This window comes from Burkholderia lata (genome assembly GCF_902499335.1).
In the GTDB taxonomy this organism is placed as follows: Bacteria; Pseudomonadota; Gammaproteobacteria; order Burkholderiales; family Burkholderiaceae; genus Burkholderia; species Burkholderia lata_B.
In genome coordinates this window covers 146620-172770 of sequence record NZ_CABVQK010000012.1, presented here as the reverse complement: position 1 = coordinate 172770, position 26151 = coordinate 146620, and the positions used below count along the sequence as shown (strand labels likewise).

General features: G+C 68.2%; 28 protein-coding genes and 1 tRNA gene. 23 read left to right on the top strand and 6 right to left on the bottom strand.

The genetic code is table 11. The features are described from left to right. Positions 1-486: 486 nt before the first annotated feature. The 4 genes from BCO18175_RS27960 to BCO18175_RS27945 are packed head-to-tail and all read left to right on the top strand — an operon-like array spanning position 487 to position 2978. Positions 487-1173 (top strand): phage baseplate assembly protein V, encoded by a 687-nt coding sequence (locus BCO18175_RS27960; protein WP_174985857.1) that lies wholly within the window; start codon positions 487-489, stop codon positions 1171-1173. Beyond that, entirely contained in the window at positions 1170-1532 is a 363-nt protein-coding gene (locus tag BCO18175_RS27955; RefSeq protein ID WP_174916728.1) for a GPW/gp25 family protein, read from the top strand. The genes BCO18175_RS27960 and BCO18175_RS27955 overlap by 4 nt, the downstream gene beginning before the upstream one ends. Then, on the top strand, positions 1529-2443 hold the full coding sequence (locus BCO18175_RS27950; protein ID WP_174985855.1) for a baseplate J/gp47 family protein: 915 nt from the start codon (positions 1529-1531) through the stop codon (positions 2441-2443). Before BCO18175_RS27955 ends, BCO18175_RS27950 begins: the two co-directional genes overlap by 4 nt. After that, positions 2436-2978, top strand: a complete 543-nt coding sequence (locus BCO18175_RS27945) for a phage tail protein I (protein ID WP_174916730.1) — start codon at positions 2436-2438, stop codon at positions 2976-2978. The genes BCO18175_RS27950 and BCO18175_RS27945 overlap by 8 nt, the downstream gene beginning before the upstream one ends. Here BCO18175_RS27945 and BCO18175_RS40675 read toward each other — a convergent pair. Further along, the gene (locus BCO18175_RS40675; protein ID WP_254608182.1) at positions 2972-3181 is read right to left on the bottom strand and encodes a hypothetical protein; all 210 of its coding nucleotides are present in this window, start codon (positions 3179-3181) and stop codon (positions 2972-2974) included. The genes BCO18175_RS27945 and BCO18175_RS40675 overlap by 7 nt on opposite strands. A gap of 133 nt (positions 3182-3314) precedes the next feature. On the opposite strand from BCO18175_RS40675, the gene BCO18175_RS27940 reads away from it, so the two are divergent. From BCO18175_RS27940 to BCO18175_RS27900, 9 genes are all read left to right on the top strand, one after another. Continuing rightward, positions 3315-5660, top strand: a complete 2346-nt coding sequence (locus tag BCO18175_RS27940) for a phage tail protein (RefSeq protein WP_254608181.1) — start codon at positions 3315-3317, stop codon at positions 5658-5660. 17 nt (positions 5661-5677) lie between these two features. Continuing rightward, on the top strand, positions 5678-6364 hold the full coding sequence (locus BCO18175_RS27935) for a tail fiber assembly protein (RefSeq protein WP_174985851.1): 687 nt from the start codon (positions 5678-5680) through the stop codon (positions 6362-6364). A gap of 60 nt (positions 6365-6424) precedes the next feature. Beyond that, positions 6425-7597 (top strand): phage tail sheath protein, encoded by a 1173-nt coding sequence (locus BCO18175_RS27930; protein ID WP_174985850.1) that lies wholly within the window; start codon positions 6425-6427, stop codon positions 7595-7597. A gap of 28 nt (positions 7598-7625) precedes the next feature. After that, positions 7626-8135: a phage major tail tube protein gene (locus BCO18175_RS27925; protein WP_048251463.1), complete on the top strand. Its 510-nt coding sequence runs from the start codon at positions 7626-7628 to the stop codon at positions 8133-8135. Between the two features lie 75 nt (positions 8136-8210). After that, positions 8211-8591, top strand: coding sequence for a phage tail assembly protein (locus BCO18175_RS27920; RefSeq protein ID WP_217483932.1), 381 nt, complete (start codon positions 8211-8213; stop codon positions 8589-8591). Positions 8592-8599: 8 nt separating this feature from the next. Further along, a complete protein-coding gene (locus BCO18175_RS27915; RefSeq protein ID WP_174985848.1) occupies positions 8600-8713 on the top strand; it encodes a GpE family phage tail protein in 114 nt (37 codons plus the stop codon). A 15-nt stretch (positions 8714-8728) separates the two neighbouring features. Beyond that, positions 8729-11299 (top strand): phage tail tape measure protein, encoded by a 2571-nt coding sequence (locus BCO18175_RS27910; RefSeq protein ID WP_174985846.1) that lies wholly within the window; start codon positions 8729-8731, stop codon positions 11297-11299. 24 nt (positions 11300-11323) lie between these two features. Next, entirely contained in the window at positions 11324-11755 is a 432-nt protein-coding gene (locus BCO18175_RS27905) for a phage tail protein (RefSeq protein ID WP_174916735.1), read from the top strand. Continuing rightward, on the top strand, positions 11752-12822 hold the full coding sequence (locus tag BCO18175_RS27900) for a phage late control D family protein (protein ID WP_174985844.1): 1071 nt from the start codon (positions 11752-11754) through the stop codon (positions 12820-12822). The genes BCO18175_RS27905 and BCO18175_RS27900 overlap by 4 nt, the downstream gene beginning before the upstream one ends. A 173-nt stretch (positions 12823-12995) precedes the next feature. Here BCO18175_RS27900 and BCO18175_RS27895 read toward each other — a convergent pair whose 3' ends face one another. Both BCO18175_RS27895 and BCO18175_RS27890 read right to left on the bottom strand, forming a co-directional pair. Next, a complete protein-coding gene (locus BCO18175_RS27895; protein ID WP_174916737.1) occupies positions 12996-13292 on the bottom strand; it encodes a hypothetical protein in 297 nt (98 codons plus the stop codon). Positions 13293-13593: 301 nt separating this feature from the next. Next, a complete protein-coding gene (locus BCO18175_RS27890) occupies positions 13594-14013 on the bottom strand; it encodes a transcriptional regulator (RefSeq protein ID WP_254599307.1) in 420 nt (139 codons plus the stop codon). 162 nt (positions 14014-14175) lie between these two features. On the opposite strand from BCO18175_RS27890, the gene BCO18175_RS27885 reads away from it, so the two are divergent. The 4 genes from BCO18175_RS27885 to BCO18175_RS27870 all read left to right on the top strand — a co-directional run bounded on the left by BCO18175_RS27885 (position 14176) and on the right by BCO18175_RS27870 (position 18059). Beyond that, entirely contained in the window at positions 14176-14391 is a 216-nt protein-coding gene (locus BCO18175_RS27885) for a hypothetical protein (RefSeq protein ID WP_174916739.1), read from the top strand. Positions 14392-14571: 180 nt separating this feature from the next. Continuing rightward, complete coding sequence (locus tag BCO18175_RS27880) at positions 14572-14820, top strand: ogr/Delta-like zinc finger family protein (RefSeq protein ID WP_174916740.1); 249 nt, start codon at positions 14572-14574, stop codon at positions 14818-14820. 189 nt (positions 14821-15009) lie between these two features. Beyond that, positions 15010-15261 carry a hypothetical protein gene (locus tag BCO18175_RS27875; protein ID WP_174985842.1) on the top strand — a complete coding sequence of 84 codons (252 nt, stop codon included), beginning with the start codon at positions 15010-15012 and terminating at the stop codon, positions 15259-15261. A gap of 5 nt (positions 15262-15266) precedes the next feature. After that, the gene (locus tag BCO18175_RS27870) at positions 15267-18059 is read left to right on the top strand and encodes a toprim domain-containing protein (RefSeq protein ID WP_174985994.1); all 2793 of its coding nucleotides are present in this window, start codon (positions 15267-15269) and stop codon (positions 18057-18059) included. Between the two features lie 419 nt (positions 18060-18478). Here the strand turns inward: BCO18175_RS27870 and BCO18175_RS27865 are convergent, their stop codons facing one another. Then, positions 18479-18751 carry a hypothetical protein gene (locus tag BCO18175_RS27865; protein WP_217483934.1) on the bottom strand — a complete coding sequence of 91 codons (273 nt, stop codon included), beginning with the start codon at positions 18749-18751 and terminating at the stop codon, positions 18479-18481. Between BCO18175_RS27865 and BCO18175_RS40670 the strand changes: the two genes are divergently transcribed. Next, positions 18635-18886: a DNA-binding protein gene (locus tag BCO18175_RS40670; RefSeq protein WP_254603746.1), complete on the top strand. Its 252-nt coding sequence runs from the start codon at positions 18635-18637 to the stop codon at positions 18884-18886. The two genes, BCO18175_RS27865 and BCO18175_RS40670, sit on opposite strands and share 117 nt — an antisense overlap. Further along, positions 18799-19869 (top strand): tyrosine-type recombinase/integrase, encoded by a 1071-nt coding sequence (locus tag BCO18175_RS27860; RefSeq protein ID WP_254599309.1) that lies wholly within the window; start codon positions 18799-18801, stop codon positions 19867-19869. The genes BCO18175_RS40670 and BCO18175_RS27860 overlap by 88 nt, the downstream gene beginning before the upstream one ends. A 15-nt stretch (positions 19870-19884) precedes the next feature. Here BCO18175_RS27860 and BCO18175_RS27855 read toward each other — a convergent pair. Further along, a tRNA-Arg gene (locus BCO18175_RS27855) sits at positions 19885-19960 on the bottom strand. Positions 19961-20211: 251 nt separating this feature from the next. Here BCO18175_RS27855 and BCO18175_RS27850 point away from each other — a divergent pair. Continuing rightward, positions 20212-21102, top strand: coding sequence for a c-type cytochrome (locus tag BCO18175_RS27850; RefSeq protein WP_174985840.1), 891 nt, complete (start codon positions 20212-20214; stop codon positions 21100-21102). Between the two features lie 118 nt (positions 21103-21220). Here BCO18175_RS27850 and BCO18175_RS27845 read toward each other — a convergent pair whose 3' ends face one another. After that, complete coding sequence (locus BCO18175_RS27845) at positions 21221-23308, bottom strand: UvrD-helicase domain-containing protein (protein ID WP_046547468.1); 2088 nt, start codon at positions 23306-23308, stop codon at positions 21221-21223. A 286-nt stretch (positions 23309-23594) separates the two neighbouring features. On the opposite strand from BCO18175_RS27845, the gene BCO18175_RS27840 reads away from it, so the two are divergent. The 3 genes from BCO18175_RS27840 to BCO18175_RS27830 all read left to right on the top strand — a co-directional run bounded on the left by BCO18175_RS27840 (position 23595) and on the right by BCO18175_RS27830 (position 26112). Beyond that, on the top strand, positions 23595-24302 hold the full coding sequence (locus tag BCO18175_RS27840) for an SGNH/GDSL hydrolase family protein (protein WP_174985838.1): 708 nt from the start codon (positions 23595-23597) through the stop codon (positions 24300-24302). 236 nt (positions 24303-24538) lie between these two features. After that, positions 24539-25591 carry an oxidoreductase gene (locus BCO18175_RS27835; protein WP_174985836.1) on the top strand — a complete coding sequence of 351 codons (1053 nt, stop codon included), beginning with the start codon at positions 24539-24541 and terminating at the stop codon, positions 25589-25591. Positions 25592-25749: 158 nt separating this feature from the next. Then, on the top strand, positions 25750-26112 hold the full coding sequence (locus BCO18175_RS27830) for a hypothetical protein (protein WP_039351336.1): 363 nt from the start codon (positions 25750-25752) through the stop codon (positions 26110-26112). Positions 26113-26151: the final 39 nt, after the last annotated feature.

Here is a 26151-nt window from a genome sequence, read left to right as displayed (position 1 = left end):
TGCGCGGTTTTCTGCAGCATTCAATCGTCCCTGCAACGGCTGCGCGTCGTAGCCGGCCACCTCGTTTCACCCACCTCGTTTCGCCCGCCGTGGCGAATCCGCATGCCGCGATCGCAACGCTAATCGCCCGCTCGCGCATTGCCGTCGAATCAGCCAGCGTCGACGGCGTCGTCCGTGGCGGCACCTCCGTGCGCCGCTGCACCGGTGCTCTGTCCATGCGGCTTCCCGCCGCCACACACCCGTCTGCCTTTCACCGCCACGCGATCCGCTGCACTCCGCCCCTGTCGCCGTCCCTTCCGGCGTCGATCCGCTCACGCATTCCAGCCTCGCGACAACATCGCCCAGGCGCACGACGCCATCCTCGCGCCGACCGGTGTTGCGATTCTCGACGCGCGCCTTCGCGCCGGCATCCGGCGCGCGCTGTCCTCGCTGCGACGACACAGGCCATCGCTCGCGCCCTGGCTGCCCGGCCGTCACCATGGCTGCATGGACGCAAATGAAATTCAACGGCAGGCACGCAACGCGGTGCGCAAGGGAACGATCCTCGCGGTCGACCATGCAGCCGCGTTGTGCCGCGTCTCGGTCGGCGACGCCGACTCCGACGGCAGCGGCCTGCAGACCAACTGGATTCCGTGGGTCGCCGGTACCGCCGGCGGCACGCGCGACTGGCTGCCGCCGACGCCGGGCGAACAGGTCGTGCTGCTCTGCCCGATGGGCGATCCGGCGCAGGGCATCGCGCTGCGCGGCGTCTATTCGAATGCCGCGCCGGCCCCGGCGTCGAGCCCGGACACCCACGCACGCGTCTACCCCGACGGCGCGAGCATCACGTACGACCACGCCGCGCATGCGCTCACGGCCGAGCTGCCCGCCGGCGCGACCGTGCGCGTCGTCGCGCCGGGATCGGTCGTCGTGCAAACCCGCGACGCCACCGTGAAGGCCGGGCGCATCACGTTCGACGCGCCGCAGACGACCTGCACCGGCGCGATGACGGTCAAGGGTCCGTTCGCCTTCGAATCCGGCATGACCGGCAGCGGCGGTGCCGGCGGCGGCGCCACGATGCAGATCGACGGCGCGGCCACCTTCACCCGCGAAGTGAAATCCCAGGGCATCAGCCTCCCGCATCACACGCATCGCGAACAAGGCGATGGACAACTCGTGAGCGCACCGCAATGAAAGGCATGAACGCGAACACCGGCCGCTCGATCTCGGGCCTGGACCACTTCTACCAGTCGATCGGCAGGATCGTGACGACGCCGCTCGCGACGTGCGTGAAACGCCGCACGTTCGGCTCCGAGCTGCCCGACCTGATCGACGCACCCGGCAACGGCACCGTGCGCACACGGCTGTACGCGGCCGTCGCGACGGCGCTCATGCGCTGGGAGCCGCGCCTGACGCTCACCCGCGTCGTGCTCGCGGCGGACGACGCGAATGCGGCAGCCGGGTCGGTCTATCTCGACATAGAGGGCTGGACCGGCGAGAACGGCACGGCCGTGTCGACCCGCGTGCCGATGACGAACGGGAGCCCCGCATGAGCGTGACGCCGATCGACCTCTCGCAGCTGCCGTCGCCCGACATCGTCGAAACGATCGACTACGAAGCCCTGCTTGCCGCGCGCAAGGCACGGTTCGTGTCGCTCTACCCGGCCGGCGAACAGGCCGAGATCGCCGCGACGCTCGCGCTCGAATCGGAGCCAGTCGTGAAGCTGCTGCAGGAAAGCGCGTATCGCGAGATCGTACTGCGGCAGCGCGTGAACGACGCCGCGCGCGCCGTGATGCTCGCCTACGCGGTCGGCACGGATCTCGACCATCTCGCCGCGCTGTTCGGCATCCGGCGCCTGACGATCACGCCCGCCGATCCGGAACACAACATCGCGGCGGTCATGGAAAGCGATACCGACCTGCGTGCCCGCACGCAGCTCGCGCCGCAGAGCCTGTCCGTCGCCGGCCCCGAAGGCGCGTACGTTTCGCACGCACGCAACGCGGACGGCCGTGTGCTTGACGCGTCGGCGGTCAGCCCGGCCCCGTGCGAAGTCCTCGTCTCGGTGCTGGCGCGCGATGGTGACGGCACGGCGGACCCGGCGCTGATCGCCGCGGTGGCGGCCGCGCTGCAGGCCGACGACGTGCGGCCACTGACCGACCAGGTCACGGTGCGCGGCGCGGAAATCCTGCGCTACCAGGTGCGCGCGCGGCTCGTGTTCTTTGCCGGCCCGGATCGCGCGGTGGCGCTCGCGGAAGCCAACCGCGCGATGAAGAAATACACCGAATCCATGCACCGCCTCGGGATGGAAGTCACGCTCGACGGGATCTACGCGGCCGCCCGCGCGGCCGGCGTGCAGAAGGTGATCCTTGAGAGTCCGCTCGCCGGCCTGCCGGCGACCAAGCAGCAGGCGCCCTACTGCACCGGGATCGAGCTGATCGACGGCGGGGTGTACAGCAATGACTGACGTCCTCCCGCCGAACGCGACGCGGCTCGAACGCCGGCTCGCCGCGACGAACGCGCGTATCGACGACGTGCCGACGCCGCTCGCGACGCTGATGAATCCGGACGCGATCCGGTCCGACCTGCTGCCGTGGCTCGCGTGGCACCTCGGCGTCGATGCCTGGAAGGACTACTGGCCCGAGTACGTGAAGCGCGCACGGGTCAGCCAGGCGATTCCGATCGCCCGCCGCAAGGGCACCGCCGCCGCGGTGCGCGAAGTCGTCGCGGCCTTCGGCGGAAACATCGTCCTGCGTGAATGGTTCGAGCAGCGCCCGCCGGGCCGGCCCGGCACGTTCGACCTCGTGATGACAGTCAGCGGCCAGGAGGGCAAACCGCCGACCGCCGAATACGTCGCCGACATCCTCGCGGAAATCGACCGGACCAAGCCGGTACGGGCGCACTACACGTTCACGCAGGGCTTCGAGATGCGGGGCCGACAACCGGTCGGCGCCGCCGCGCGCGTGGCGGCCTATCGCCGCCTGAACCTCACCGACTACTGATCGCACATGGCAACCCAGATCATCATCACCGACACCGGCCGTGCCGCACTCGTCGCCGCCGGCAACGGCGGCACGAATGCCCACCAGGTCGTGGAAATCGGCCTGGCGAACGCGCCGTTCGTCGCCGACAAGGGGCTCGCGAAGCTGCCGAACGAGCTGAAGCGGATCAAGTCCTTCGGCGGCGCCAACGTCGCGCCGGACACGATTCACACGACGCTGAAGGACGACTCGACAGACCAGTACTCGCTCTATGGGTTCGGCCTCTACCTCGAGAACGGCGTGCTGCTGGCCGCGTATGGCCAGACGACGCCGATCATGGAGAAGTCGCCGGCCGCGTTGCTGCTGCTGTCGTCCGACATGCAGTTCACGGCGATCGACGCGACGAAACTCGTGTTCGGCGACGCGTCGTTCCTGAATCCACCGGCGACCACGGAACGGCAAGGCGTGGTCGAGCTGGCGACGCAGGCGGAAGTGAACGCCGGTGCGGACGATACGCGCGCAGTGACGCCGAAAACCGCCGCGTCGCGATACGCGGCATTGACCGGGGCAAGATTCACCGGCCCGGTCGTCACCGAATTCGATGCGGGTCCGGATACGGCGCACGTCTCGATACGCCCGCCGTCGGGCCAGACCGGCCGCGAAAGCCGCGTGCGCCTGCACGGCACGTTCGGCGGCAACAACGCCGATACCGGGACGCGCCTGATCGCGACGATGCGGGCGGGCTTCGACAATGGCGCGTGGGGGCGCGAGTACCTCGACCTCTGGATCAACAAGACCGGCAATGACCCCCAGACCGACGCGAACCAGGCACGCGCCGTGCGCGTCACGTACGGCGGCCGGGTGCTGGTCGGTAATGGCGGCGTGGACGACGGCAACTCGACGCTACAGGTCGCAGGCAACGCCAAGGCGTCGGGAACGCTCTATTCCACGGCATCATCGATTCAGGCCGCGGGTTCTGGCACGGGCTACGCGACCCTGTTCCTCACCAATCCGGATTCCTCAAAAGTGCGCTGGACGGTGTACAAAGAAGATTCGGTGGAGGGCGTCGGCAATGCTGGTTCCCACTTCGGCATCAATTCGTTTGACGACAGCGGCAACCAAACGCGCCGCCTGTTCATTCGACGCGACACGGGAACCGTGAGCGTAACCAAGCGCCTGACCGTCGGCGACATCGGCGACGACGGCCGTAACGTGATCCAGGTCGGAGGAAACGCCACGTTCAAGGGCGGGTTGACCTCCCGTGAAATGGACGTCAACGGTGCGCATTTCCGCGCGATCTCCAACGACTACGGCGCCTTCCTGCGCAACGACGGCACGAACATGTATCTGCTGTCGACGAACAAGGGCAACCCGGAAGGGCAGTGGAACGATTTCCGCCCGTTCGCATGGAATCTCGCGACCGGTCTCGTCACGATCGACGGCCAAGGCGCCGGTACGACGATCGGCGGCAACGCAAACGTCCGCGGCGAGCTTTCGGTTGGTACCAGTCAGGCTCAAGGTTCGATTCGTGTCGGCCCTGTCGATGGCTTCCTCTATTCGAACAACGATGGCTATGGCTGGTGGACGCCGACAAAGGGCGCATTCCAGTATTACATCGCCGATCGCACTTTCCGCATTGACGGTAACCCCGTGTGGCACTTGGGCAACCTCACACCGCTCGACCGCACGAAGGGCGGCACGATGTCGGGCGATCTCTGGTTCGATCCGGGCAAGCGGCTGTTCCTGTCCGAAGGCAGCGCGAAAGTACCGTCCCTCACGTTCATCAACGACGGCGCGCCGGACACCGGCCTGTACCACATCAACGACGGTTCGTTCGGCGTGACCTGCAACGGGATTCCGCAGGTTTCGTTCACGCCGGGCGGAACGGTCTTCCAGACACCCGTGCAAGGCCCGACACCCGCACCGGGCGATCGTTCGAAGGCGCTCGCCACGACCGAATGGGTACTGGCCGCCCTCTCGACGGCGACGGTCGGACAGATCGTATTCGAACCGCGCACGCTGCCGCGCGCCGGGTTCCTGAAAGCGAACGGCGTGCTCGTCAATCGCGCTGACTACCCCGCGCTTTGGGCCTATGCACAGGCCAGCGGCACGCTCGTCTCCGACGATGAATGGCGCAACGAGCGGTGGGGTTGTTTCTCGTTGGGTGACGGTTCGACGACGTTCCGCCTTCCGGAGCTGCGCGGCGAATTCATCCGCTGCTGGGCAGACGGTCGCGACGACATCGACGCGCAACGCGCCATCGGTTCGTATCAAGGCGCCCAGAACCGATCGCACACGCACGGCGCGAGCGCGGCCGCAGTCGGCGACCACGTGCACTCCGCGTGGACCGATGCACGGGGCTGGCACGGTCACCATGGCTGGACCGGCGGAGCGGGTGGACACAACCACAACAATGGCGCATTCAGCCGTCTGCTGCGTCCGCCCTACGGCGGTTCATTGACCGGTTCCGATCAGGCAGGCAGCGGGTCGGAACAAGCAGTCGGTGCCGGCGACTCCCAGGACATCGTCGGGGTCGGCGACCACGGCCACGAATTCAACACCGAAGGCGCCGGCACTCACGACCACAGCGTCGGCATCGGCGGTGCCGGCAATCACAGCCACGCCATCACCGTCAACGCGGACGGCGGGAACGAAGCACGGCCGCGCAATATCGCGCTGCTCGCGATGATCCGCGCTTACTAACTCTCGGACTCCAACCTATGTTGATTCACCACTACAACCAGTCGACCGGCGAATACCTGAGCAGCAGCCAACCCGACGCCGATCCGCGCAACCCCGAACGCTGGCTCGTGCCGTCATGGGCAACGTTCGACGAGCCGCCCGCGCGCACGCCGACGACCTGGCCGTTCTACCGCGATGGCACGTGGACGCTGTTGCCGGACTTCCGTGGCCGTATCTGCTATCGCACCGATACGGGCGAAGCCGTCGAAATCGCGACCGCCGGCAAGACACCCGACGAACTCGGCCTCACGACCGAATCGCAACCGTCTCCGCGCCACGCATGGATCAACGGCGCATGGGCGATCCCGGCCGAGCTGCTCGAGCGCGAAAAACGCGACGCCGCGATGGCCGAGTTCGAGCGCCGGCTGGAAGCCGCACGCAAGGCCAACGCCGGCAAGGCCGACGCCTACGCAGCGGGCCTGCTCGATGACGAAGGCATCTACTACTTCAAGGCCTGGTCGGCCTACCAGATGGCACTCGTTTCGGTCATCCAGGCCGACACGTTCCCCGATTCGGTGACGTGGCCGGCTACCCCGGCGCCGTATGTACCGCCTCCGCAGCCCGAACCGACGCCGGTGCCGCAGCCGACGCCGCAGCCGGACCCGCAACCCCAGCCCAACGAGCCAAGCGCACCTGCAGCTCCGGTCGCGGACCCCGCGGCCTGATCCGCACGGGATTTCTCCCGTTCTCTTTCATCTGATCTGCACACACAGGAGCCACACACCATGCCGCAGGATTATCACCACGGCGTACGCGTCATCGAAATCAACGAGGGCTCGCGCCCGATCCGCACCGTGTCGACGGCCGTCGTCGGCATCGTCTGCACCGCATCCGACGCCGACGCCACCGCATTCCCGCTCGACACGCCCGTCCTGCTGACCAACGTCGTTGCCGCGCTCGGCAAGGCCGGCACCAAAGGCACGCTGCGCCGCACGCTCGATGCGATCGGCCGGCAGACCAAGCCCGTCACGATCGTCGTGCGCGTCGCCGAAGGCAAGGACGCCGCCGAGACGGCAACCAACGTGATCGGCACCGTCACGGCCGACGGCAAGTACACCGGCATGAAGGCGCTGCTCGGCGCACAGGCGCGCTTCGGCGTGAAGCCGCGCATCCTCGCGACGCCGGGCCTCGACACGCAACCCGTCGCCGCAGCGCTCGCGTCGATCGCGCAGTCGCTGCGCGCATTCGCATACGTGTCGGCCAACGGCTGCAAGACGAAGGAAGAAGCCGTCGCCTATCGCAAGCAGTTCAGCCAGCGCGAACTGATGGTCGTCTGGCCGGACTTCCTCGCGTGGGACGACACGACCAACAAGACCATCGTCGTGCCGGCCACCGCGTATGCGGCCGGCCTGCGCGCGAAAATCGACAACGACACGGGCTGGCACAAGACGCTGTCGAACGTCGGCGTGAACGGCGTCACGGGCATCAGTGCCGACGTGTCGTGGGACCTGCAGGATCCGGCGACGGACGCGGGCTTCCTCAACGAGCAGGACGTGACGACGCTCGTGAACCGCAACGGCTTCCGCTTCTGGGGTTCGCGCACGTGCTCGGACGATCCGCTGTTCGCGTTCGAGAACTACACGCGCACCGCGCAGGTCATCGCCGATTCGATCGCCGAAGCGCAGATGGCCATCATCGACGGCCCGCTCAACCCGTCGCTGCCGCGCGACATCATCGAGACCATCAACGCCAAGTTCCGCGAATGGATCTCGCAGGGCTACCTGATCGGCGGCTCGGCCTGGTACGACCCGGAGCCGAACACGACCGATGTGCTGAAGTCCGGCAAGGCGTATCTCGACTACGAATACACGCCGGTTCCGCCGCTCGAAAACCTGATGCTGCGCCAGCGCATCACCGACCGTTACCTCGCCGATTTCGCCGCGCGCGTCAGCGCGTAACGACCGGCCTCACCAGGAGTCAAACACGATGGGTATGCCTCGCAAACTCAAGGGATTCAACCTGTTCCAGAACGGCGAGAACTTCGTCGGCCAGGTTGTCGAAGTCACGCTGCCGAAGCTCACGCGCAAGATGGAGGACTACCAGGGCGGCGGCATGAGCGGCCCGATCAAGGTCGACTTCGGGCAGGAAGGGATCCAGCTCGAATGGACCTGCGGCGGCTTCATGCGCTCCGTGCTCGGCCAATACGCGATCACGAAGCACGACGGCGTGCTGCTGCGCTTCGCCGGCGGCTACCAGTCCGAGGATTCGACCAACGTCGACGCAATCGAGATCGTCATCCGCGGCCGCCACAGCGAAATCGACCCGGGCACCGCGAAGTCGAAGGAAGACACCGCGTTCAAGGTCACGACCGTCGCCAGCTACTACAAGCTGTCCGTGAACGGCCAGGACGTGATCGAGATCGACTTCGTCAACATGATCGAGAAGGTCAACGGCAACGACCTGTTCGCGGCGCTGCGCAACGCGATCGGCCTGTAATCCGCCGCCCGGCCGGTTACGCCGGCCGGGCCTGCCCCCGCACTTCCCCCCCGACAGATCACCGACAGGACCACCATGAATCCGATGCAATCCGACCCGGCCGCGAACGACTCGCAGGCCGATGCGTCCACCGTCACCGCGATCGCAGCGCCCGACCAGGACGATCCGGCCACCCACACGCTCGACACACCGCTCGTGCGCGGCAACCAGACGATCACGTCGATCACGCTGCGCAAGCCGAAATCGGGCGAGCTGCGCGGCGTATCGCTGTCCGACCTCGTCAGCCTCGACGTCGTCGCGCTGTCGAAAGTACTGCCGCGCATCAGCTCGCCGATGCTGACCGAAGCCGACGTCGCCGGCATCGACCCCGCCGACCTCGTGCAGCTGGGAGGCATCTTCGCCGGTTTTTTGATGCCGAAGGCCGTGAAATCCCGACTGGCCTCCCAGACCGCGTAGAAGACCCGATGGCAGACATCGCGACGGTGTTCGGCTGGACACCGCCCGTGATGGGTGCCTTCAGCCTGGCCGAGCTGATGGACTGGCGCGAGCGCGCACGAGTACGCGCCGGCGCCCAATGAGCGAAACGATCGACGATGGACAACACCACGAAACTGCGCGTCATGTTCGACATGGTCGACAACATGACAAAGCCCCTGCAAATGATGCTGACCGGCAACAAGGGGCTGGCCGACTCGCTGCGGGCCACCCGCCGCGAGCTGGATGACATGGCGAAGACGCAGAAGCGCATCGGCGAGTTTCGCGAGATGCGCAAGGGCCTCGCCAATACGGCATCGGATCTCTCGGCGGCACGCGCGCGCGTCGACACACTCGCCCAGTCGCTGCGCGCGACCCGCTCGCCGTCGCAACAGATGATCAGCAACTTCAACAAGGCGCAACGCGCGGCCGAGAACCTGGCGTCCGCGCACCACTACCAGGCCGGCCGTGTACAAGCCATGCGCACCCAGCTCGCCGGCGCGGGCATCGACACGCGCAACCTGTCGCGGGACGAGCGCAACCTGCGCGCGACGATGGCGTCGCGTGCGTCGATGATCGACGCGGGGGTACGCGGGTACGACGCCCAGCGCCAGCAGCAAGCCGACGCCCGGCGTGCCAGGATCGACGCGCTGCGCGGCACCGGCGAGAAGTGGGCGGAACGCGGCAAGGCCGTCAAAGGCGTCGGCAAGGATATGCTCGGCATGCTGTCCGAGCCGCTCAACGCCGCGAAGCAGGCCGAGAGCGAAACGCTGCGCATGCGCGCGGCGGGTGCGTCGGCCGATGCGGTGAAGTTCGCGCGCGCGCAGCAGGCCTATGGCCTGTCGACCATCGACAACCTGAACCTGATGCGCGAGTCGCTGTCGGCGGTGGGCGGCGACGAGCAACGCGCACGGGTCGCCATGCCGGTGCTCGAGGCCATGAAATTCGCGAACGAGGCGCTGTTCGGCAAGGAAGACGCGAAGAAGAACGTCGACCAGTTCATGGGCATGGTGAAGGTGATCGACCTGCGCAGCGGCACGAAGGATGACGCGGCGGTCCTCGCCGAAGCGAACATCGTGCAGAAGATGCAGACGGCGACCGGCGGCAAGGTCAGCAGCGACGAGTGGAACAATTTTGCCGAATCGGGTGGCGCTGCGGCCAAGAAGTTGCGCATCGACGCGTTCTATTACCAGATGCAGCCGATCATCGAGAAGCTGGGCGGAAAGTCGGCCGGTGCAGGCCTCGCGGCGTTGAACGGCAGCACGCTCCAGGGCAAGGCGGCCGGGGCCGCCGCGCAGCGGATGATGGCGCTCGGCCTGGTCGATCCGAAGCTGGTCCAGCACAAGACGAACGGCGCGATCACCGGGCTCAAGCCTGGCGCGCTGACGGGCAGCGCCATGCTGCAGGCGTCGCCGTTCGAGTGGCTCGAAAAGGTGCTGCTGCCGAAGCTCGCCGCCAAGGGGATCACGAGCCCCGACAAGGTCAAGGCCGAGCTGGCGAAACTGTTCCCCGACAAGGCCGCGGGGAACCTGCTCACGACGATGTACGACCAGCGCGAGCAGATCCACGACACCGAGCGGCAGAGCGCCGCCGCCGACGGCATCACCGGCATGCGGGCGAAAGCCGCGGATTCGACCGCGGGTCGCGAGCTCATCGTCCTCGCGCATTTGCGCGACCTGAAGCTCGAGATCGGCGAGAAGATCACGCCGATGTACAACGCGGCACTGGACGTCACCGCCACCGTACTCGAGAAGATCGTGAAGTTCGTGCGCGAACACGGCACGGCCACCCGCATCCTCGCCACGGCTTTCGCAGGGCTGGGCGGCGTACTCACGGTCGTGGGCACGCTGGCGAGCGTTTTCGGCAACGTGCTCGGGTCGGTGAACGTGCTCCGCTTCGCGACGTCGATTGTCGGTGCGCTCAGGCTCGTCGGGCAGGCATTCATGGTGCTCGGCCGGCTCGCGCTGGCGAATCCGCTGATGTTCGTGATCGGCGTGATCGCGGGGGCCGCCATCTACGTGTGGCAGCACTGGGACACGCTCGGCCCGAAGTTCATCGCGCAGTGGGAAACCATCAAGAACGCATTCGGCGCGGCCGGCGACTGGATCACCGCGAAATGGGACGCCACCGTCGAGTGGGTAAAGACCTCGATCGGCGGCATCGGCGACTGGTTCGGCGACCTCGGCACGCGCTTCCAGGAAGTCGGCGCCAGCGTGGTGTCGGGGCTCGTCGAAGGCATCAAGAGCCGCTACAGCGCGCTGAAGGAGACGATCAGCGGCCTGGGCAGCTCCGCGCTCGGCTGGATCAAGGAAAAGCTCGGCCTGCAGGCTTCGACCACGCCCGACGACGGCACGGCCGGCGCAGCTGCCGGCGCCCCGTCGCTCATGGCCCGCACCGCCGCCGCACTCACGACCACCGCCGCGCTGGTCGGCCCGCCCGCGTTCGCCGCGAGCCCGGCAATCGCCGCGGCCGCGCCGCTCGAGCGCTACAACGTGTCGCTCGACTACCGCCCGCCGCTCACGGCGCCGGCCGCCGCGGCCAGCGCCGCGCCCGCGGCCGGCCCCGTCACCATCAACATCGCGCCGCCGCCCGGCGCCGATGCGGCCGAGATCGCGCGCATGGTGCGCGCCGAGCTCGAACGTGCCGAACGCGCGAAGGCGTCGCGCACCGGCTCGCGCCTGTCCGATTGATCGTTCGTTGAAGGAAACCCGCCCATGATGATGTCGCTCGACCAGTTCGTTTTCAGCCTGGCGACCACGCCCTACCAGGAGCTTCAGCGCCAGCGCAACTGGAAGCACCGCACCAGCTCACGCATCGGCGTGCGCGATGCGAGCCAGTTCACCGGCGCCGGCGACGACACGATCACCCTTTCCGGCATCGTCGCCCCCGACAACGGCATCGGCGAGATCGCGTCGATCGAAGCGCTCGCCCGGATGGGTGATGCCGGCGACGCCTACGTGCTCGTCGACGGGAACGGCAACGTGTACGGCGCGTACGTCATCGACAGCCTCAACGAGACGGCCACGTATCACACGAAGGAAGGCATCGCCCGCAAGATCGCGTTCACGCTGACGCTCAAGCGCGTGGACGACGGCGTGCTGTCCGAGCCGCAGCAGGACGACGAAAGCGGAGCGGACGAGCAATGAGCACGCTGGAACGCAAGCCGGGCGACGCGCAGGCCCGCGCGGGGCGCGTGCAGCCGCAGGCCGACTATCGCATCACGCTCGACGGCCGCGACCTGTCGCGCCTGATCGCGCCCAACCTCATCAGCCTGTCGCTGTCGGAATCGCGCGCGGACGAGGCCGACATGCTCGACCTGGTGCTCGACGACGCGCGCGGCACGTTCGCGATTCCGAAGCGTGGCGCCAGCATCAAGCTGTCGATCGGCTGGGTCGGCGAGCCGCTCGTCGACAAGGGCGCGTTCACGGTCGACGAAGTCGAGCACGGCGGCGCACCGGACGTCATCACGATCCGCGCACGCTCCGCATCGATGACGAACGGCATGCACGAGCGCCGCGAGAAGAGCTGGCACCGGCAGACGATCGGCGCGATCGTGCGCACCATCGCGACGCGCTACGGGCTCACGGCCGCCGTCGACGCCACGCTCGCCGCGACGCGGATCGACCATGTCGACCAGACGCAGGAATCCGACATGTCGTTCCTCACGCGCCTCGCCAAGCGCTACGACGCGGTGATGACCGTGAAGGACAAGCGTCTGCTGTTCACGCCGATCGGCAGCGGCAAGACCGTCAGCGGCAAGCCGCTCGACGTGCTCGCCATCACGCGCGCGAGCGGCGACCAGCATCGTTACCACATCGCGCAGCGCGACGATTACACGTCGGTGCGCGCGCACTATCACTCGAACGGCAGCGCGCGGCGGCTGTCGGTGGTCGCCGGCGACGCGAAAGGCAAGAACGTCAAGGTGCTGCCCGAGGATTACGCGACGGAAGCCGAGGCCCGGGCGGCCGCGCAGGCCGAATACGCGCGTACGCAGCGCGGCCAGTCGACGCTGAGCTATACGCTCGCGCTCGGTCGGCCCGAACTGTTTCCCGAGATGCCCGTCACCGTGACGGGGTTCAAGCCGGAAATCGACGACACGCCGTGGCTCGTGAAGAAGGCGACGCATACGATCGGCGACGGCGGGTTCACCACCGCGCTCGAGCTCGAGGTACGCGACGCGCCGAAACAGTCGGGTCGAGCCGGCAAGCGCTGACAGGTGAAGTAACGGCCGGTGCCGCGATGCCCGGCACGCGATCGCGTGACGACGATCGCGGTGGCGAATTCAGGATCTCGGGGGGCGGGGCGAGGCAACGCGCGGGATACGCGGCTCGGGTTCGATGCAGCGGCCGGAACGAATGCCGGCCGGCGGGGATGGGTCGCGGTGGGTCAGCTCGATTGCTGACGCCCGCCGAGCGTCATGCGCGTGTCCCGCACGTCGCCGCATTGCTGCAATGTGGCGCGCGCATCGCGCAAATTGGCCATCGCCTGCAGCGCGGCCTCGAGCACCTGCCCGACCGACAGCATCGCGCTGTCGATCGCCGCGTGCGCATCGGCCCGCTCGCCGTCGGTCAGGTCCGGACGATATCGCGGCGGGCCCATCGTCAATCCACGCGTGTCCGCGCGATGGTCGGCGTGTGCCGACGCGCCGATCGTCCCGATGTCGTGCTTCCTGTTGGTGTCCATTTTTCCGGTCTCCGCAAACTCAGTCATCCACCGGGGGCCGCCTGACACGACGGGTCGCCTCGGAACGCCCCGCCGCCAGCTCGCCGGCTTTCAGAATGCTAAACCAATACTGTATGGATATACAGTGATTCGTCCGATTTTATCCGATGCGCTTGCGCGGCGCGCTCAGCACACCGCCATGGCTTCGTGAAACGGAACGCAGACGTGCCGCCCGCACCGCCGCACGCGCTGCGGCTCGAATCGGGCAGCGAGCGAGCGCGGGTCGCGCGGCAGCAGCAGGGGCCAGGGCCGCGCTGGCCGCTTATTTCTTCGGTTGCTTCGCCGCGCGCTCGGACTTCAGCCGTTCGACCTCGGCCATGGCCCGCTCGACGTTTTCCGCCGTGCGCTGATCGAGTGCCGCACGGCGATTCTCCGGCAGGCGCTTCGCGCGCCGCGGCGCCGCCGTCTGGACCATCGCGCCCGTGCTGATGCAACTGGCGAGAAAGGCGTGCAGCGATGCCTTGCCGGCGTCGTTGAGCTGCCGGTACATCGCCAGCACGTCGGCTTCATCCGCGTCGTGGCCGCCGGCCTCCGACGCGGGTTCGCCTGCGGCGGACCGTTCGCCGGTCAGCACGAAGCCGATATCGACACCGATCTCGCGAACGGCCAGCAGATAGGACGCGTCGGGAGAGCGCTCATCCGACTCGTACGCCGACTGCGAGCGCCTCGCGACACCGCCCACGGTCGCAAACTCGTCCTGGCTGAGCCCGATCCGCAAGCGCTCGTCCCGCAAGCGACTCCCGATTTGTGTCATAAATTACCCATTAACAATTGACGCGCCGTTTTTTGCTCATTACACTGGCCTTACCGTAACGCAAGACTATCTCCACAAAGTATACCGACCATGACTACTCCCAAAGGCGCGCGCCGTTCGCCGCGCGGCACGATGTCGGACAAACCCGTCTACGTGGGGCTGACGCCAGTCGAGCGCGGCGAACTCGAGCAGCTCGCGGCGCAGCGCAACCGCTCGATTTCCAGCATGGCGCGCGAGCTGATCCGCATCGGCGCGAGCCACCTGCGCGCGATCGCGACGCCGCGCTCGCGCACCGTCGGCCGTTGAACCGGGCGCCCTCATGTTCCGCACCGTCGAACGCGCCCGACCGTCCGTGCCCGCAGCGTCGATTGTGAGCCGCGCGCACGCCCGCACCAATCCGCCGATCGGCCAGCGAGGTAGCCGGATCGCCCGCGCCGCCCACTGCCGGCCCGGCCATGCTCAGACACTCGCCCGGAGCACGCCCCCATGCGAATCCTGAACCGTTGCCCGCACTGCCGCACCCGCGCCACCGCACGCAGCAGCCGCGAAATGTCGCTGACGTTCCGCGAAATCACCTTCCAGTGCGCGAATCCGGAGTGCGGCCACACGTACGTCGTCAACATGGAATTCGCCCGCACGCTGTCGCCGTCCGCCGTCCCGAACCTCTCGCTGCAGTTGCCGCTCTCGCCGCACGTCCGCGAACGCCTGGCCGCGCAACTCGAGCTGCCGGTCTGACGCCCTAACCCCTCGTTCCCGCGTTTCCCTCGCATCGTGCCTGAACGGCGCGAGGGATCGTCTTTGCCATTGAAAAGGACACCTCATGATCTCGATCCAAGCGGGCCGCACCGTCCGATGCCCCGCCAGCCCGGCGATTGTCCGCCGCCCCGCGCACTGCGTACGGGTCGACTGCCCGGAGGCACGCACATGAACCGCCACGCCACCGAACCCGCGCCGCATGACGCCGCGCTGCGCGCCGCTATCGCGGCGGCCGCCGACACGCTGAGCTTCGACGCCCCGCCGGACAACCCCGAGCGACAACGCACGCTCGGCCGCTTCGTGTCGGCGCTCGCCGATCGCCTCGCGCTCGGTTTCCCGCAATCCGCCGCTGCGCTGCGCGCACTCGCCGGGTCGCCGGCCACGCCGCCCGCACCACCGCAACCCGAACGGCAGCAATGACCCAGATGGCCTCGATCGACGAACTGAAACGACACATCGACCTGCATGACCTCGCCGGCCGTCTCGGACTGAAACGCGGCCGCGGCGGCGACCGCGCGCTCTATCACTCGCCGCAGCACGCGGACCGGAGCCCGTCGCTGTCGATCTATGCGAATCATCCGAAGTACGGCACCGGCTGGCGCGATCACAGCGCCGACGCCGGCGGCTCGTGCATCGACCTCGTGATCCACGCGCGCGGCGGCACGGTTGCCGACGCCGTCCGCTATCTCCACGACGCGTACGGCCTCCCGTCCGAGCGCCCTGCGCCAGCCGAGCGCCGCGAGAAATCCACCGTCGAATACATCGCCGACCGCTGTACGGCCGAGCGCGATCGCGTGCGCGACTACCTCGGCGGGCGCGGCATTTCCGCCGCTGCGATCGACGTTGCGTTCGCGACGCGCACACTCGGCTTCAATACGTGGACGAGCCCGAAGATCGCCGCCGGCGACGTCGGCCACGGCGGCCCCGCCGCCGCGTTCGTGGTGCGCGCGCCGGGCGATGCGTGCGTCGTCGCGGTCGACATGCGCTACGTCGACCCCGCGCTCAACGGCGGCGTCAAGACGCAGACTCAGGGCGACAAGGCCGGCTACGGCTGGACCGCCGACGCGCGCCGGCTCGACCGCGCAAAACGCGTGGTCATCGTCGAAAGCGCGATCAACGCGCTGTCGATCGACACGTGCGCCCTCCCCGGCACGGCCGCGCTTGCACTGCGCGGCCTCGCGAACGTCGAGCGCATCGACTTCGCGTTCCTGCGCGGCAAGCAGGTCACGATCTGCCTGGACAACGACGAGCCGTTCGCGGAAGGCCACCCGCGCGCCGGGCAGCGCCCCGGCCCCGAGGCCGCGTGGGCACTCCACGAACGGCTGACCGCGCTCGACATCAGCGCCGTGCTGGTCGACCAGTCGGACTGGCTGGCGGATCTGGCGGACGGCGACGCCACGCGCACACCGATTAACGACGTGAACGACTACCTGCAGCTGCGCGGACCGGCCGACCTGGCGCGTGCGCTCGACCAGCTCGAACCGTGGCTCGTCGCCGGCCTGCCGGGCGACGCATCGCGCCGCGGCCGGCCGCGCATCTTCCTGCCGGCGCACGATTTCGCGCAGTACTGGCGGTTCCGCGTCCGGCCCGACTTCACGAACTACATCACCAAGATGGATCGCAACGAGGAATCCGGCGTCGACACGCCCGTGATGACCGACCTGTGCGGCTTCCGCATCGCCGGCATCAGCCGCGTGGCCGTCGCGAGCGCGACGTCGACGATGACGGGCGACGCCGACCAGGCGCCCACCGTCTACTTCGCCGTGTCGGTGCAGGCGCCGCGGCACGGTGCGCAGCTGATCCGCCGCGTGATGCTCGACGACCAGCTGCACAACGTCGACCAGTGGAGCAAGTTCGGCCCGATCTGGGCGCCGGCGCCGTTCAAGCGGATGGTGAACATCCTCGAGCGCGGCGCCGACCTCGGCGCGCGCCGCGCCGCGAACTTCGTCGGCCTCGCGTGGCGCGACGGGCGGCTGATCGTCAACGAAGGCCCCGACTGCTACTTCACCGAAGCGGACAAGCAGTGCCCGTATCACAACCTGACGTTCCCGGGCGGCCCGGTGAGCGATGCGCGCCGCGTGATCGCCGCCTACCAGACGACGTTCCGGCAGAACGCCGCGACGATCCCGCTCGTGTGGGCGCTCGGCGGCCACCTGAAGGCGCTGCTCGGCTTCTGGCCGCATCTGACGATCCAGGCGAACAAGGGCGCGGGCAAGTCGACGCTCATCAAGCGGCTCGAACGCTCACTCGCGTTCACGATGTTCTCGGGGCAGTCGCTGCAGACCGAATTCCGGCTGCTGACCAGCATCAGTCACACGAGCCACCCGGTCGGCTGGGAAGAACTGTCGGCGCGGCGGCAGGACGTGATCGACAAGGCGGTCGGGCTGCTGCAGGAGAACTACCAGTACACGGTGACGCGGCGCGGCACCGACATGACTGAATACCTGCTGTGCGCGCCGGTAATGCTCGCCGGCGAGGACGTGCCCGTGCGCAGCCTACTCGGCAAGCTCGTGCGCACGACGCTGACCGGCAAGCGCGGGCCGCTTCTCCCCGACGACCTGCCGCGCTTCCCGGTCCGGCAATGGCTCGAGTTCCTGACCGGGCTTGACCGGCGCACCGCGCTCGACCAGTACGCGACGCTGCGCGACAAGGCGCTCGCCGGCTGCCGCGCGAGCGGCGAGGACGACGGCGCGCGGCGCATGGCCGGCAACTACGCGGCCATCGGGCTTGCCTGGCGCTACCTGTGCGAATTCGCGGGCATGGACCCGAGCGAAGGCGATTTCCCGCGCGACCTGATCGCCGAGATGAACGGCCACGTCGCCGAAACGAGCGCCGACCGCGAGCCGTGGGTCTGGATCATGGAAACGGTGCTGTCGGAAATCGACGGCGGCAACTACAAGCATCCGTACACGTTCGACACCGTCGACGGCGAATTCTGCCTGCTGCTGCGCACCGGGCACGTGATGGATCACCTCGCCCACACGAGCGCGCTGCGCGACAAGTGGAACGGTCTGCCGGTGAAGTCCGATCGCGTGTTCAAGGCGCAGCTCAAGCACGCCGGCGTCGTGGTCGGCGAGAAGGAGGTCGAGCGCCGCATCTACATGCGCCGCGTGCCGTACCTGACGCCGGTGTCGCTCGAGCGTCTGGCCGCCTTCGGCCTGCACGTGTCGGTGCGCGAGGACCTGGCGACCGACGCGCTGCACGGAGGCCGCGCATGAGCCGCGCCCTGTCAGGCCAGTCACCGCGCGGCGGCGGCCGTCGGGAGCCGGCAGGCAGCGCACGCGAGTCGTGGTTATCGCGGATGCCAGCTCGCAAGCCCTTGATTCCTGAAGGAACTACCGCCTTGCGTCGCACCGGGTTCGCCACGTGTCATGCCGCTTTTGCCACGAGTCCGGTTGGCGCGGCGGCTGCAGTCCCTGCTTCTTTCTCTCTCTTCAACTCATTGAAGAAAAAGAAGAAAGAGAGCCGGGAAGCCGCCGCGGGCATCCGCCATCGCGCACCACGAGTCAGGTGCGCACCGCCATCGGTCGCAGACGACGCAGCGGTTTCGCGCCATGGGTTCTGCGCGGCCGCCACGCGTGAATGATGGCAACCGATGGCAAACAAAACTCTTGAACATCAACGTGTTATGCACCCTTCACACGCGATCCACCACTCCACGAGTTGCGCTGCGTGCCCGCCCGGCGTGCGTCATGGCGGCGACACGACCACGGCAACCGTCGACCTGGCCGGCGCCGCGGCCCTGCTCGGCGCGCATCCCGAAACGGTGCGCCTGAAGGCCCGCGCCGGCGCCCTGCCCGGCCGCAAGGTCGGCAAGCGCTGGATCTTTTCCATCGCCGCCCTGCAGCGCTATCTCGCCGGCGAATGGTTCCCGCCCGTCGCCCAGAACGATCAGCCAGAGGAAAATCACCCATGTCGCTCTACAAACGCAAAACCAGCCCGAACTGGCAATACAAGCTGTACCCCCCTGGCGGCGGAACGCCGATACAGGGAAGCACTGGCACCCGCGACAAAGCGCAGGCCCAGGAATTCCACGACCGGCTGAAGGTCGACCTGTGGAATCAGGCGCGGCTCGGCACGAAGCCGCGCCATTCGTGGAACGACGCGGTCGTGCGCTACGTCGGCGAACGCGCGAGCCTCGCCAGCCTCGAAACATCGAAGATTCACCTGCGCTGGCTCGATCGGCACCTGTCCGGCGTCGCGCTCGCCGATATCGACCGGAACCGCGTCGACGCGATCGCGCAGGCCAAGCGCCAGGAGCCGCGGATGGTGCGCACGCGGCACGGTATCGTCGAGACTGACCGCGCCGTGAGCGACGGCACCGTGCGTCGCGTGATCGGCGTGCTGAAGTCCGTGTTGAATGCGGCTGTCGAATGGGAATGGCTGGAGCGCGCGCCAGTCACGAAACGCGCGAAGATCGTCTCGAAACGCATCCGCTGGCTAACACCGGCGGAAGCGGAGCGGCTGCTCGCCGAACTGCCCGCGCATCTCGCCGACATGGCGCGCTTCAGTCTCGAGACCGGCCTGCGCCGCTCCAACGTGACGGGGCTGCGGTGGTCGCAAGTCGACCTTGCGCGGCGCGTCGCGTGGATCCACCCGGATCAGGCGAAGGCGCGCAAGGCCATCACGGTGCCGCTTTCGGATACCGCGATCGCCGTGCTGCGCCGCCAGCGCGCGAACCCGCGCGCGCCGGAATGTGCGGACAGCGTGTTCACCTATCGCGGCAGGCCGGTCTACCAGACGGCAACGGCCGCATGGGCCAAGGCGCTGCAGCGTGCCGGCCTGAGCGACTTCCGCTGGCACGACCTGCGTCACACCTGGGCGAGCTGGCACGTGCAGCGCGGCACGCCGCTGCAGGTACTCAAGGAGCTGGGCGGATGGGAGACGATGGAAATGGTGCAGCGGTACGCGCACCTGTCGGCCGACCACCTCGCGCAGTGGGTCACGCCGCTGACGGCCGAGCCCGTGCCGGTGCCAGCTGCAATTCAGCTGCAACGAGACAGTGCGACGAAAGGAGAAAACCGCTGAGAGCCTGACTAGGCTTGGCGCGCCCGGCTGGGATCGAACCAGCAACCCCTGCCTTCGGAGGGCAGTACTCTATCCATTGAGCTACGGGCGCCTGTGACAGTGAAGCGACCCCAATATACAGGCCGCCCACGATTGGCAAGACGGCAAGGATACCCGGTTTCCCATGACGCGTCCACCTTGCCCGACGAATCCTCGCCGGGCCGCGCTGCGTGCGGGTAAACACGCGCCATCGCACCGCTCGCCGTGATGTAAACGTTCCGTCTATAATCGACCGGGCTTCATTGGACTGCCATTTGCCGTTGCACCGCGCTCACAATTCCTATTCATGGAGACGAGGCAAGCATGAGCGAAGCACCCCACGAATCTCCCGTCAAAACCCCCGGGCAGCTGATTGCCGTCATCATCGCGTCGTTCGCGATTCCGATCATCCTGATCGTCCTGTTCGCCAACTATGCGAACCATGCGTTCCGTTACGGCGCCGGCACGGACGCACTATCCGACGAACAGGTCGCCGCGCGTGTCGCCCCGCTCGCCAAGGTCGACGTGAAGGACGCCAACGCGCCCCGCACGTACAAGACCGGCGAGGAAGTCTACAAGGCCGTCTGCGTGACCTGCCACGGCACGGGCGCCGCTGGCGCGCCGAAGTTCGGCAACAAGGACGACTGGGCGCCGCGCATCTCGCAAGGCTTCGACACACTGCTGAAGACGGCCCTCGCCGGCAAGGGCGCGATGCCGCCGCGCGGCGGCACGAGCCCCGACGACGTCAGCGACTATGAAATCGCCCGTGCGATCGTCTATATGGCGAACAACGACGGCGCGAACTTCCCCGAACCTGCCGCGCCTGCCGCCAATGCCGCACCGGCCGCCGGCGGTGCCGCAGCGGCATCGGGCGCAGCCGACGCCGCCAGCGCGCAAGTCGCCGCGGCACAAGCGGCGATCGCCGCGATCCCGAAGGCCGGCGAAGCGCCCGCAGCCGCGGCCGCCCCGGCCGGCGCCGACGCCGGCAAGGCGCTGTACACGTCGACCTGCCAGGCCTGCCACGCGGCAGGCGTGCTCGGCGCGCCGAAGTTCGGCAGCAAGGAAGACTGGGCGCCGCGCCTGAAGGACTCGATGGATACGGTCTACAACTACGCGCTGCACGGCAAGGGCGCGATGCCGCCGAAGGGCGGGTCGAACGCGTCGGACGCCGACGTGAAGGCCGCCGTCGACTACATGGTCAACGCGTCGAAGTAACGCCGGCCCCGCCGTCCAGTAAAAAACCCCCGCGACGCACACGCATCGCGGGGGTTTTGTTTGGCTGGCGGACTACCGGATTGCCGGAAAACGCCGTGCGCCCGGCGGCACCGCCGCATCACTTCTGCAGCAACGCCTTCAGGCTCGCGAGCCGGTCCTTCGGCGACATCGGCGCCTCCTCGGGCGTGGGCGGCGGCGCGTCGTCGAGCCCCATCTCGGGGATGAAGCGCGACGGCTCGCACACGACCGTCTCGCGCGCCCGCTTGCGCTTCTTGCACCAGTTCAGGTGCAGGCTTCGCTGCGCACGCGTGATCGCGACGTACATCAGCCGGCGCTCCTCCTCGATCCGCTCGTTGTCGATCGGGCCGTCGTCCTCGCTGCCGCCACGGTGCGGCATGATGCCTTCCTCGACGCCGACCAGGAACACGTGCGGATACTCGAGCCCCTTCGACGCATGGACGGTCGACAGCCGCACGGCGTCCGGATCCTCGTCCTTGCCCTCGAGCATCGACATCAGCGCGACGGTCTGGATCAGGCCGAGCAGGTTCTTGCCCGTATCGGCGAGCCCGTCCGCGTTGTGGAAGCCTTCCGCCTCGCCGTCGACGGCCTCCGTCTCGGGCTTCGTGCCCTTGCGCTTCAGCCATTCGAGGAATTCGAGCACGTTCTGCCACTTCGACTGCGCCTGCCGCTCGTCGAACGCGTCGTACAGGTACGCCTCGTAGTGGATCGCTTCCATCATGTCGTCGAGCACGGCGGTGGCAGGATCCTTGTCCGCGCGCTCGGTCAGGCGCTGGATGAAGTCGCAGAACATCCGCAGCGGCTCGACCTGCCGCGCGGACAGCCGCGCCTCGATCCCGCCCATGTACACGGCCTCGAACAGCGACACCTTCGCCTGGCCCGCGAACGAGCCGAGTGCTTCGAGCGTCGTGTTGCCGATCCCGCGGCGCGGCGTCGTGACCGCGCGGATGAACGCGGGATCGTCGTCGGCGTTCGCGATCAGTCGCAGGTACGCGCACAGATCCTTGATCTCGGCCTTGTCGAAGAACGACTGGCCGCCCGACAGCACGTACGGGATCCGCTCGCGCCGCAGCACCTGTTCGAAGATCCGCGCCTGGAAGTTGCCGCGGTACAGAATCGCGTAGTCGCGGAACTGCGCGCGCCGCTCGAACTTGTGCGCGGACAGCCGGAACACGACCGATTCGGCTTCATGCTCCTCGTCGTTGCACGGCGTGACGGTGATCGAATCGCCCATCCCGTGCTCGGACCACAGCTTCTTCTCGAACAGTTTCGGGTTGTTCGCGATCACGTTGTTCGCGGCGGTGAGGATGCGCACCGTCGACCGGTAGTTCTGCTCGAGCTTGACCAGGTGCAGCTTCGGGAAATCCTTGCCGAGCTGCGCGAGATTCTCGAGCGTCGCGCCGCGCCAGCCGTAGATCGCCTGGTCGTCGTCGCCCACCGCGGTGAACGCGGCGCGCGGGCCCGCGAGCAGCTTCAGCAGCTCGTACTGGCACGCGTTGGTGTCCTGGTACTCGTCGATCAGCAGGTAGCGCAGCTTGTTCTGCCAGCGGTCGCGCACCTGCTCGTTCTTCGCGAACAGCTCGGCGGGCAGGCGGATCAGGTCGTCGAAGTCGACCGCCTGGTACGCATGCAGCGTCGCGACGTAGTTGCGGTAGACCAGCGCGGCCTGGTGCTCGTCCTCGTTGGCCGCGATCGTCATCGCCTCCTCGGGCATGATCAGGCCGTTCTTCCACAGCGAGATGGTGCTCTGGATCTTGCGGATCAGGCCCTTGTCGGTCGTGCCGATCTGCTCCTGGATCATCCCGAAGCAGTCGTCCGAATCCATGATCGAGAACTGCGGCTTCAGGCCGACGTGCTCGGCCTCCTGGCGCAGGATCTGCACACCGAGCGAGTGGAACGTGCAGACGGTGAGCTGGTTGACGGGCACCTTGCGGCCTTCCTTGCCGGGCGTGGTGAGCGTCTTGCCCTCGAGCAGCTTCGACACGCGCTCGCGCATTTCGGCGGCCGCCTTGTTCGTGAACGTGACGGCGGCGATGTGGCGCGGCTCGAAGCCTTTCGCTTCGATCAGGTGCGCGATCTTCTGCGTGATCACGCGGGTCTTGCCGCTGCCCGCGCCGGCGAGCACGAGACAGGGGCCGTCGAGGTAGCGCACCGCTTCGTTCTGGGCGGGATTGAGGCCTGCGGACATGATGACGGATGGTGTTGCGGTTGACGGCGGAACGCCGGGAGGATGCCGTGCGCGGCAGGCTGGCGAAGCAGGCGGACACGCGGGCAGGACGGGCATGTTAACACGTCGGCGGCGTGCTTTTCCGGAGCGCCGCCGGGCGGGGCTGCGCGGGCCGACTGGCCGGCCGCCCCCTGTCCGTCCGGCCAATCCAGCCCCGTTCGCGCACCGATCGGCCACAATATGTCCACTCCGGCGCCGCCCCGCGCCGGGCTGTTTGCCTCACCTGAACCGCTACCGGATCGACATCATGGGATACCCGTTCGCCACCGCCGCCCTTGGCCCGCTGCTGTTCGCGCAGGGGCGCTACGTGCGCCGCGTCACGCCGCGGCTGCCCGAGGCCGCCGGCCCGCGCGACGGCGTGGCGGGCGACGGCCCGCCGCTGCGCGTGCTGGTGGTCGGCGATTCGGCCGCCGCGGGCGTCGGCGTCGCGACGCAGCGCGATGCGCTGTCCGGGCAACTGGCGAATGCGCTCGCGGCCACCCATCGCGTGAGCTGGAAGCTGCTCGCGCGCACCGGCCTGACCACGCGGGAGCTGGTCGACTGGCTAGCCGCCGAGCCGGCCGAGCCGTTCGACGTGGCCGTCACGTCGCTCGGCGTTAACGACGTGACGGGCGGCGTGCCGCCGGCCCGCTGGCAGGCGCAGCAGGCCGAGCTCGTCCGGCTGCTCGCCGCACGCTTCCGGGTCGGGCACGCGATCCTGTCGGCGGTGCCGCCGATGGAGCGCTTTCCAGCGCTGCCGCAGCCGCTCGCGTGGTATCTCGGGCTGCGCGCGAAGCGACTCAACACGGCGCTCGCCGGTTGGGCCGCCACGCAGCCGCGCTGCACGTTCCTGCGCGTCGAGCTGCCGCTCGAGCACCACCTGATGGCCACCGACGGCTTCCATCCCGGCGCAACCGCCTGCGCCGTGTGGGCCTCGCAGGTCGCCGCCGCCGTGCTGCAGCGGGCAACCGCATGACGCTCCGGGCGGCGCCCCTGCGGCAGCCGTTCATCGCACGGGCTGGCAGGCAACCCCGTGCGCACGACACGCGGGCCCGCGCAAAATGCCGTCTTTCCTTGCGCAAGCGCCGCATCGCACCGCGCGTTTCGCCCGAACGCGCCGGTGCAAGCGGCGGCGCCATGCCAAAATAGCCGGTCGTCTTCGCGCCGTCTCGGCGCACCATCCTTTAGTTTCCTTCGCAGCCAGGGATTGCCATGTCGTCATTGCTCAGGATTGGTTTGATGGGTTTCGGTTTCGCCGGCGCGACGTTCCACGCGCCCGTGATTGCCACGAGCGGCCGTACCGAAGTCACCGCGATCGCGACGGGTCAGCCCGATCGCGCGCAGGCTGCGTATCCGGGCGCGCGCGTCGTCCCCGATCTCGACACACTGCTCGGCCTCGACGACATCGAGTGCGTGGTGATCGCCACGCCGAACGACACGCACTTCGCGCTCGCGCGCCAGGTGCTCGAAGCCGGCCGCCACGTGGTCGTCGACAAGCCCGTCACGCTCACCGCCGACGAGGCGCTCGCGCTCGCGCGGCTCGCGAACGCGCGCAGCCGGCTGTTCGCGCCGTTCCACAACCGCCGCTGGGACGGCGATTTCCTCACCGTGCGCCGCGTCGTCGAATCGGGCGAGCTCGGCCGGCTTACCTGTTTCGAATCGCACTTCGACCGCTTCCGCCCGACGCCGCGCACGCGCTGGCGCGAGGAGCCCGCCCGCGGCGGCGGCCTGCTGCTCGACCTCGGCCCGCACCTGATCGATCAGGCGCTCGCGCTGTTCGGCCTGCCGGAAACGGTCGGCGCGACCGTCAAGACGCGCCGCGACAACGGCACCGCGCCCGATTTCGTGCACCTTCAACTCGGCTATCCGGACAAGGACGTCGCGCTGCATGCGAGCGCGCTGTCGGCGATCGAACCCGCGCGCTTCACACTGCACGGCACGCGCGGCAGCTACCAGAAGTTCGGGCTCGACACGCAGGAAGACCAGCTCAAGGCCGGCCTCACGGCAGACGACGTCGAATTCGGCGGCGGCAACCCGCCCGGCCTGCTGCGCGTGCTCGACGGCGACGTCGAGGTCGAGCGCCCGGTGCCGACGCTCGACGGCCAGTACGCGGAGTTCTACCGGGCGCTCGCCGCATCGATCCGCGACGGCGCGCCGTTCCCCGTCACCCCGCAGGACGCCGTCGACGTGATGACGATCATCGAGCTCGCCGCGCAGAGCGAGCACGACGGCCGCCGGCTGCCGTTCGTACGCCGCACGATCTGACACCGTGCGCCGGCCGGTGGCGACCGGCCGGCGCACGCGCATTTGGATCAGCCGGAACATTCGGTTACAAATGCCGGGGGAACGAAAGTCAGCGTCCGACCGGTCTGACGCGTTTCTCAAAAAAGTCGATCCGACACCAATCCGTCAGGAGAATGTTGATGCAACGGTTGATTCGCGCGGCAGTGTGCTGCGCTCTGGTTTCCTCGCTTGCGGCCTGTATCGTGCAGCCGCAGCAGCCGGTCCGCCCGGCCCCCCCGCCGCGGCCGAATCCGCAGGTCGTCGCGAACGAGCGGATGCAGCAGATCCAGGGCCGGATCGATAACCTGCACCGCCGCATCGATGCGCGTGTAAACGGCGGCTACTACCCGCCGCCGTACGGCGCACAGCTTCACCACCGCCTCGACGTGATCCGCCAGGAATCGAACGACATGTCCGCGCAGCACAGCGGCGGCCTGTCCGGCGACGAGCAGCGCGTGCTGAACCAGGAACTCGACACGGCCGCGCGCGCGATCGGCGAGTAACGCACCGGCGCCCGCCGGAGCGGAAAAAGCGGCGGCACC

What these genes read in the sequence shown, in the direction of transcription:
- BCO18175_RS27875 (WP_174985842.1), top strand. Translation starts at nt 15,010, where the DNA reads ATGAACCGCCACGCCACCGAACCCGCGCCGCATGACGCCGCGCTGCGC.
- BCO18175_RS27930 (WP_174985850.1), top strand. Translation starts at nt 6,425, where the DNA reads ATGCCGCAGGATTATCACCACGGCGTACGCGTCATCGAAATCAACGAG.
- BCO18175_RS27830 (WP_039351336.1), top strand. Translation starts at nt 25,750, where the DNA reads ATGCAACGGTTGATTCGCGCGGCAGTGTGCTGCGCTCTGGTTTCCTCG.
- BCO18175_RS27905 (WP_174916735.1), top strand. Translation starts at nt 11,324, where the DNA reads ATGATGATGTCGCTCGACCAGTTCGTTTTCAGCCTGGCGACCACGCCC.
- BCO18175_RS27880 (WP_174916740.1), top strand. Translation starts at nt 14,572, where the DNA reads ATGCGAATCCTGAACCGTTGCCCGCACTGCCGCACCCGCGCCACCGCA.
- BCO18175_RS27870 (WP_174985994.1), top strand. Translation starts at nt 15,267, where the DNA reads ATGGCCTCGATCGACGAACTGAAACGACACATCGACCTGCATGACCTC.
- BCO18175_RS27960 (WP_174985857.1), top strand. Translation starts at nt 487, where the DNA reads ATGGACGCAAATGAAATTCAACGGCAGGCACGCAACGCGGTGCGCAAG.
- BCO18175_RS27895 (WP_174916737.1), bottom strand. Translation starts at nt 13,292, where the DNA reads ATGGACACCAACAGGAAGCACGACATCGGGACGATCGGCGCGTCGGCA.
- BCO18175_RS27925 (WP_048251463.1), top strand. Translation starts at nt 7,626, where the DNA reads ATGGGTATGCCTCGCAAACTCAAGGGATTCAACCTGTTCCAGAACGGC.
- BCO18175_RS27935 (WP_174985851.1), top strand. Translation starts at nt 5,678, where the DNA reads ATGTTGATTCACCACTACAACCAGTCGACCGGCGAATACCTGAGCAGC.
- BCO18175_RS27885 (WP_174916739.1), top strand. Translation starts at nt 14,176, where the DNA reads ATGACTACTCCCAAAGGCGCGCGCCGTTCGCCGCGCGGCACGATGTCG.
- BCO18175_RS27950 (WP_174985855.1), top strand. Translation starts at nt 1,529, where the DNA reads ATGAGCGTGACGCCGATCGACCTCTCGCAGCTGCCGTCGCCCGACATC.
- BCO18175_RS27910 (WP_174985846.1), top strand. Translation starts at nt 8,729, where the DNA reads ATGGACAACACCACGAAACTGCGCGTCATGTTCGACATGGTCGACAAC.
- BCO18175_RS27840 (WP_174985838.1), top strand. Translation starts at nt 23,595, where the DNA reads ATGGGATACCCGTTCGCCACCGCCGCCCTTGGCCCGCTGCTGTTCGCG.
- BCO18175_RS27850 (WP_174985840.1), top strand. Translation starts at nt 20,212, where the DNA reads ATGAGCGAAGCACCCCACGAATCTCCCGTCAAAACCCCCGGGCAGCTG.
- BCO18175_RS27900 (WP_174985844.1), top strand. Translation starts at nt 11,752, where the DNA reads ATGAGCACGCTGGAACGCAAGCCGGGCGACGCGCAGGCCCGCGCGGGG.
- BCO18175_RS27945 (WP_174916730.1), top strand. Translation starts at nt 2,436, where the DNA reads ATGACTGACGTCCTCCCGCCGAACGCGACGCGGCTCGAACGCCGGCTC.
- BCO18175_RS27920 (WP_217483932.1), top strand. Translation starts at nt 8,211, where the DNA reads ATGAATCCGATGCAATCCGACCCGGCCGCGAACGACTCGCAGGCCGAT.
- BCO18175_RS27835 (WP_174985836.1), top strand. Translation starts at nt 24,539, where the DNA reads ATGTCGTCATTGCTCAGGATTGGTTTGATGGGTTTCGGTTTCGCCGGC.
- BCO18175_RS27915 (WP_174985848.1), top strand. Translation starts at nt 8,600, where the DNA reads ATGGCAGACATCGCGACGGTGTTCGGCTGGACACCGCCCGTGATGGGT.
- BCO18175_RS27955 (WP_174916728.1), top strand. Translation starts at nt 1,170, where the DNA reads ATGAAAGGCATGAACGCGAACACCGGCCGCTCGATCTCGGGCCTGGAC.
- BCO18175_RS27845 (WP_046547468.1), bottom strand. Translation starts at nt 23,308, where the DNA reads ATGTCCGCAGGCCTCAATCCCGCCCAGAACGAAGCGGTGCGCTACCTC.